The organism is Sphaerospermopsis reniformis, assembly GCF_005402885.1.
GTDB lineage: Bacteria > Cyanobacteriota > Cyanobacteriia > Cyanobacteriales > Nostocaceae > Sphaerospermopsis > Sphaerospermopsis kisseleviana.
The window spans coordinates 1-5,523 of record NZ_BJCE01000299.1; the positions used below are offsets into that span (position 1 = coordinate 1).

7 protein-coding genes and 1 pseudogene are annotated in these 5,523 nt (G+C 39.7%); 2 read left to right on the plus strand and 6 right to left on the minus strand.

Translation table 11 applies throughout. The features are described 5' to 3' along the window. Window positions 1-454 precede the first annotated feature (454 nt). Entirely contained in the window at window positions 455-586 is a 132-nt protein-coding gene (locus FFR48_RS30260) for a hypothetical protein (RefSeq protein ID WP_255427037.1), read from the minus strand. A 908-nt stretch (window positions 587-1,494) separates the two neighbouring features. Between FFR48_RS30260 and FFR48_RS24755 the strand changes: the two genes are divergently transcribed. Then, complete coding sequence (locus tag FFR48_RS24755) at window positions 1,495-2,502, plus strand: succinate dehydrogenase/fumarate reductase iron-sulfur subunit (protein WP_096568225.1); 1,008 nt, start codon at window positions 1,495-1,497, stop codon at window positions 2,500-2,502. Window positions 2,503-2,604: 102 nt separating this feature from the next. Here FFR48_RS24755 and FFR48_RS24760 read toward each other — a convergent pair whose 3' ends face one another. The 5 genes from FFR48_RS24760 to psbX all read right to left on the minus strand — a co-directional run bounded on the left by FFR48_RS24760 (window position 2,605) and on the right by psbX (window position 5,230). Continuing rightward, on the minus strand, window positions 2,605-3,132 hold the full coding sequence (locus FFR48_RS24760) for a TolB family protein (RefSeq protein WP_137669201.1): 528 nt from the start codon (window positions 3,130-3,132) through the stop codon (window positions 2,605-2,607). Between the two features lie 93 nt (window positions 3,133-3,225). Next, window positions 3,226-3,786, minus strand: a complete 561-nt coding sequence (locus tag FFR48_RS24765; protein ID WP_096568222.1) for a TolB family protein — start codon at window positions 3,784-3,786, stop codon at window positions 3,226-3,228. Window positions 3,787-3,832: 46 nt separating this feature from the next. Beyond that, window positions 3,833-4,747, minus strand: a complete 915-nt coding sequence (locus tag FFR48_RS24770; RefSeq protein WP_137669202.1) for a Ycf66 family protein — start codon at window positions 4,745-4,747, stop codon at window positions 3,833-3,835. Between the two features lie 195 nt (window positions 4,748-4,942). Next, on the minus strand, window positions 4,943-5,092 hold the full coding sequence (locus tag FFR48_RS24775; protein WP_162501957.1) for a hypothetical protein: 150 nt from the start codon (window positions 5,090-5,092) through the stop codon (window positions 4,943-4,945). An 18-nt stretch (window positions 5,093-5,110) separates the two neighbouring features. After that, a complete protein-coding gene (gene psbX, locus FFR48_RS24780; RefSeq protein WP_096568218.1) occupies window positions 5,111-5,230 on the minus strand; it encodes a photosystem II reaction center X protein in 120 nt (39 codons plus the stop codon). 167 nt (window positions 5,231-5,397) lie between these two features. Between psbX and FFR48_RS30435 the strand changes: the two are divergent. Then, a pseudogene (locus FFR48_RS30435) lies at window positions 5,398-5,523 on the plus strand (prohibitin family protein); the annotation flags it as partial.

Consider the following 5,523-nt stretch of genomic DNA (forward strand, 5'->3'; position numbering starts at 1 on the left):
TCATTATGTTCAAAATTTCCTTAATCTCTTGAAACAGTTCATCAATGTAGCCTGATTTTTACATTTGGCTTTTTAGCCAATGTCCAGAGCTACTGAAGACTTGAGGGTGAAGTGTGAATTCCTGCTGATATGATCAGCCCAAGTATCTCTATATATGGTTTTCCATATTCAATTAGAGATCATGGTTGTCACAGAATTTTATTCCGTTGATTGTACGGCATTTTTAACCATCATTCGCCATGAGAAAGAAAAATATTTTAATCTTTTGGCGCTAGTGTAGTGGTGTAATTTTAAGCCACCTTTACAAATCAGGTTAGTTCTACTCCTAAAAAGTTGTAGATACAATAAATTGCAGGTTTTTCATTTTCAGTGCTTGCCTTTCTTGCTCTTGAGTTGTAGGTTTGTACCCACTCGTCATTTCCAGCTTAGGACAGTATAGTATTTGCTGATGGTCTTAGAGACATACACCCTTGTGTCCAGCCGATAGAGACACAAATTTTCTTGTCTCTACATTACGAATCAACAAAGCAGTAGCAGCCGGACTTGTACGGACTTTGGTACTGGTTTTGTGACTTCGTAATTTCATATTAAATACTATCATGAACCAATAATAGCAAAATATTTGTTGAATTTAAAAAACAATTTGCAAATTATTTTTTTTTCAAATCACTGGAGTTGGGGACAGAAAAAGGAGTAAGGATTTTACTCTGGACTGATGGTCTCATGAGTATGGAGTCAAGACTTTTATAAAAGTTTATATAATTAGGCGAGATGTTTTGAGTGAGTGACTTAAATCTAGGTTTTCTTGATGGAGAACAGACAAAAAGCCCCTGGTATTTTTCACCCTGTTTATTAGGAGCAGGGAAAATATCGCCGATTATTCTCCACGTCTGTCTAGGGGAAGAATCAATTTACCACATCTATCCCTTGCTTGATAGCCATAACCAAATAATTGTCCGCCGCTTTAACACTTCTATATATTTAAAAAATTTTTATTTCGCTATTACTGGAAGACTTTTTACAAACAGGACTAAACTAAAGAAGTCTCAAGTGTAGAGGATAAACCAGTGAAGGGTATATCCCTCACCTCTTGTCAGAGAAAAGCAAAAAAATATTTGACAAATTGAACTTCCATGCCTAAGCTGCATTTGCTCAGGTAAACACATCGCTATGTTAAACACCTGCTAATACTGCTCAGTTCACAAAACCAGGAGGTCGCTTTGCTGGAGGCGGTTTTTGTCACGGGGATTTATCACGCCTCCCACAACTTTGAATGAAGTCCGTTTTGAGACTCGATTGTTTCGATAAATTTCACTGACTGCACTTCTACAACTAAAATTTTAATGGTTATCCTTGAACTGGAATCATAAGCGCCTTCAGCATCAGCTTATTAGCCACTGAAGTTAAATAACGGGCTAATTTTTGACAACAACCTGCTTGTACTCATTATTTTGGCAGCAGGTAAGGCAATTTTTAGAATTTGGTTGGTAATATATGGAAGTTGTTTTTAAGATTATTCGCCAGCAGCAAAACTCTCACCCTGTTGTCCAAACTTATCCTTTACAGGTAGAACCAGGTAATACAATACTTGATTGCCTAAATCGGATCAAATGGGAACAAGATGGAACTTTAGCATTTCGCAAAAATTGCCGCAATACTATTTGTGGTAGCTGTGCTATGCGAATTAATGGACGTTCAGCTTTAGCCTGTAAAGAAAATGTTGGCAGCGAACTAGCTAGATTGCAAAAAATTTCATCATCTTCATTATCGACAAACCATAATCATACCATTAATGAAATCACGATCGCTCCTTTGGGAAATATGCCCGTGATTAAGGATTTGGTCGTAGATATGAGTAGTTTTTGGGATAATTTAGAAGCGGTTGCACCTTATGTCAGTACAGCAGCGCGACAAGTACCAGAAAAAGAATTTTTGCAAACACCACAAGAGCGATCGCTTCTCGATCAAACAGGTAATTGTATTATGTGTGGTGCTTGTTATTCAGAATGCAACGCCCGTGAAGTTAATTCCGATTTTGTAGGTCCCCACGCTCTCGCCAAAGCGTACCGCATGGTGGCAGATTCCCGCGATAGTAACCAAGAAAATCGCTTGGAAAATTACAACGAAGGAACTAAAGGTGTTTGGGGTTGTACTCGTTGTTTTTATTGCGACTCTGTTTGTCCAATGGAAGTTGCACCATTAGAACAAATTACCAAAATTAAACAAGAAATTCTTGACCGCAAAAAAGCCAGTGATAGCCGTTCCATTCGTCACCGCAAAGTATTGGTTGAGCTAGTTAAAGCAGGTGGTTGGATTGATGAACGTCAATTTGGTATCCAAGTAGTTGGTAATTATTTCCGTGATTTAAAAGGATTACTTAGTCTTGCACCTCTGGGTTTACGGATGTTAGTCAGGGGTAAATTTCCCCTCTCCTTTGAACCCTCAGAAGGTACTCAACAAGTGCGATCGCTCATTGAATCAGTTAAATCTGGTGATTGGTGATTGGTGATTGGTGATTGGTGATTGGTGATTGGTGATTGGTGATTGGTGATTGGGTAGTAATTTATAATTACGAATTATCAATTATCAATTATCAATTATCAATTACCTTGGGTCTTGGGGGATATTCAATTTTTGTCCAAACCTGTCATACAGTAAAATATCCCATTGCCCATTATTGCTATACTCAAACGCAATTCTACTACCATCAGCACTAATTGTAGGATTGCGGACTTCTGCTTGCAGATTAGCAGTTAAATTTCTGGATTGTCGAGTTTCTCGATCATAAAGAAAAATAAAGGAGCGCCCCTGACGACTCCCAGCAAAAACCACAAAACGACCATCTTGAGTCACAGAAGGATGATCAGCAATAGTATCAAAAGAATTTAAACCTAGTAAATCTACTAGATTTCGTGTAACAGTATCAAACATATAAATATCCTGGCTACCGCGACGATTAGTAGTAAAAACAATATATCTGCCCGAAATTTGCGGATTTAACTCCGAAGCTGAACTGTTTAAACCGCGACCACCGAGATCAAAGGGATAACTTAATATACGCGGATAACCGAAACACCCAGTTAACAAAGTTGAACTTAATAATAAAAATAAAAGTAATTTGTCATTAGTCATTAGTTATTAGTCATTAGTTATTAATTATTAGTTATTTTTCCCAGTCACCAGTCACCAGTCACCAGTCACCAGTCACCAGTCACCAGTCACCAGTCACCTATCACCAGTCACCGTTGCACCATTAGGAATATCTAATTCTACAGTGGGTCCTCGGTCTAAAACTTCAATATCCCATTGTCCACGACTGGCAGATTCAAACACTATATAACGTCCATCAGGACTGATATGAGGATTTCTGATCCAGCCGCGATAGGTAGGAGTAATGATTTGTGATTGTTTCATAGCGCGATCATAAAGTGCTATCACTGGTCTACCTTGGTCACTCGTGAGGTAACAAATATAACGACCTGTGTAGCTGAGACTGGGACTTTCAGCAACAGTTTCTCGTCGGTTTAAACTGGGAGTGGGAATAAAACTTTGGGTTTCCAAGTCGTACATCAACAATTGCTGATTACCATTACGATTAGAGACAAAGGCCAAAAAGCGTCCGTTGCCACTCAAAGCCGGTTGTTCCTCAGTATAACGACTGTTTAGAGAATAAACCCCAACCGGAATCTCACCAGCACCACAAGACACAAGCAACCCACTGAGGCTAAAAATTAGGCTCCAACGAATACGCTTTTGGAGCCACAATACAGATGTAAATTTTTTCACATCAACCGCTTTCCGTCGCCCTTGAAATTACCATCAGCTAAATGTTTTAAACATCATCAAAGTCATTGGTATTACCTGAATCCTCATTGGGAGTTTCCAGAGGTTTATATGGTACATAATCAGTAGGTATAGCCTCATCTTCATTCCTTTCTCTGCGAGAAGGTGAATCAGCAGATGGACGACGTTTTCTAGGTCTAGGTGTAACATCATCCTCACGGCTTTCTGGGCGTTGAGGTCTGTTATTACTGCGACGTGACGGTTTTCTTACTTCCTCTTGGGGACTTTCCCAGTCATCAACTTCCTTAGAAACAGAACCCCAATTTTCTTGTTCAAAACTATCACTCTTGAGACTTACGGAACGTCCAGAACTCGGACGACGTTTCCTTTCGGCTGTTTCTGGTTTTTCCCTGCTACTGCGGCGTTCTGTTCGTCGTGGGGGTTGTTCCTCATAATAATTATCACGGCTGGAACGATCATCTCGGCTACCACGAATCCTGGGACGTGGGGGACGTTCTTCTTCTTCCTCTTCGTAATAAGGTAGCGGTTCTAAATCGGCATCCATTTCCGCTTGATAATTACGGCGATCAGAGTAAGAATATTTTCTGCTGACTTCTCGCTCATCATCCACAATGGGAGTATTGCGTTTCGCTTGTTGAGTAGCAATACTTCGCAGACGAATACTTTCAACAGCAAAAAATACAGTAGAACCAACTAACAGCAACTGACCAAACTGCAAAATCGGGTCAAGTCGCCATCCTTGGAAGATGAGAATAAAACCACACAGTAAGCCAACCGCCGCAAAAAAGATATCTTGATCTCGTGACAGTTCCGGGCGCACGGTGCGAAGAAAATATAGTGCTGCCCCAGCCACAGCCAGGAAAATTCCTAGAACACTGGCTGAGTTAGCCCCAAAATTTACCTGAGCCAAAACACTGGCTGAGTTCAGCCCAAAATTTATCATTGCTCTTTTCCCAATATCACATCTATGTTAGCGAGTCATCTAATTTTGCATTTTAGATTTTGGATTTTGGATTTACCACACGGACTAATCCGGGGACTTGTAGCATCAATTATTGCTAACAATTAAAATTACTATTTTAACTATTGACAATATATTTAAGCTTCAAAGCATCTAGCAAATAAGCTCTGAAGCTGTTTACAATTTTTGGTGATAGGTGACTGGTGATTGGGGAAAAGGTGATTGGGCAAAAGGTGATAGTTGATAGTTGATAGTTGATAGTTGATTGGGAAATATCAAATTGATTACCCAGTCCCCAGTCCCCAGTCTCCAGTCACCATTCCCCATTCCCCAGTCCCCAATTGCTTAATTGCGTTGGATTTTATCTTTCTGGCTGATGAAAATTAAACCAACAGTAGCGGGGATGACCACAATAGCAGTACCCCAAAGGAGACTCCAAAGAAAATTTGCTAAAGAGGGTGTCATAGTTCTCAACCTTTTTTTTTACATAATTCATTTTAATTTTAATGGTGTATCAGTTCCTTGAGAAGCCAAGAAAACTTTTCAGCTATTATTTTCTGAGGCCAGAAAATGCCGGCATTTAGTTAAGATGGGAGTGAGAAGGCTTTACAAAGCTTAAAATTTTCTAGATGATCGAAGCGAAACAAATAGCGGAACAAGAAGCAAAACAAGCAAGTTTTATTGCCCAAAAAGCGACCCAAGAAGCACAAGCAGAAGTTAACCGTGCTAAAGGTCAAGCTGAAGCACAAAGATTACAA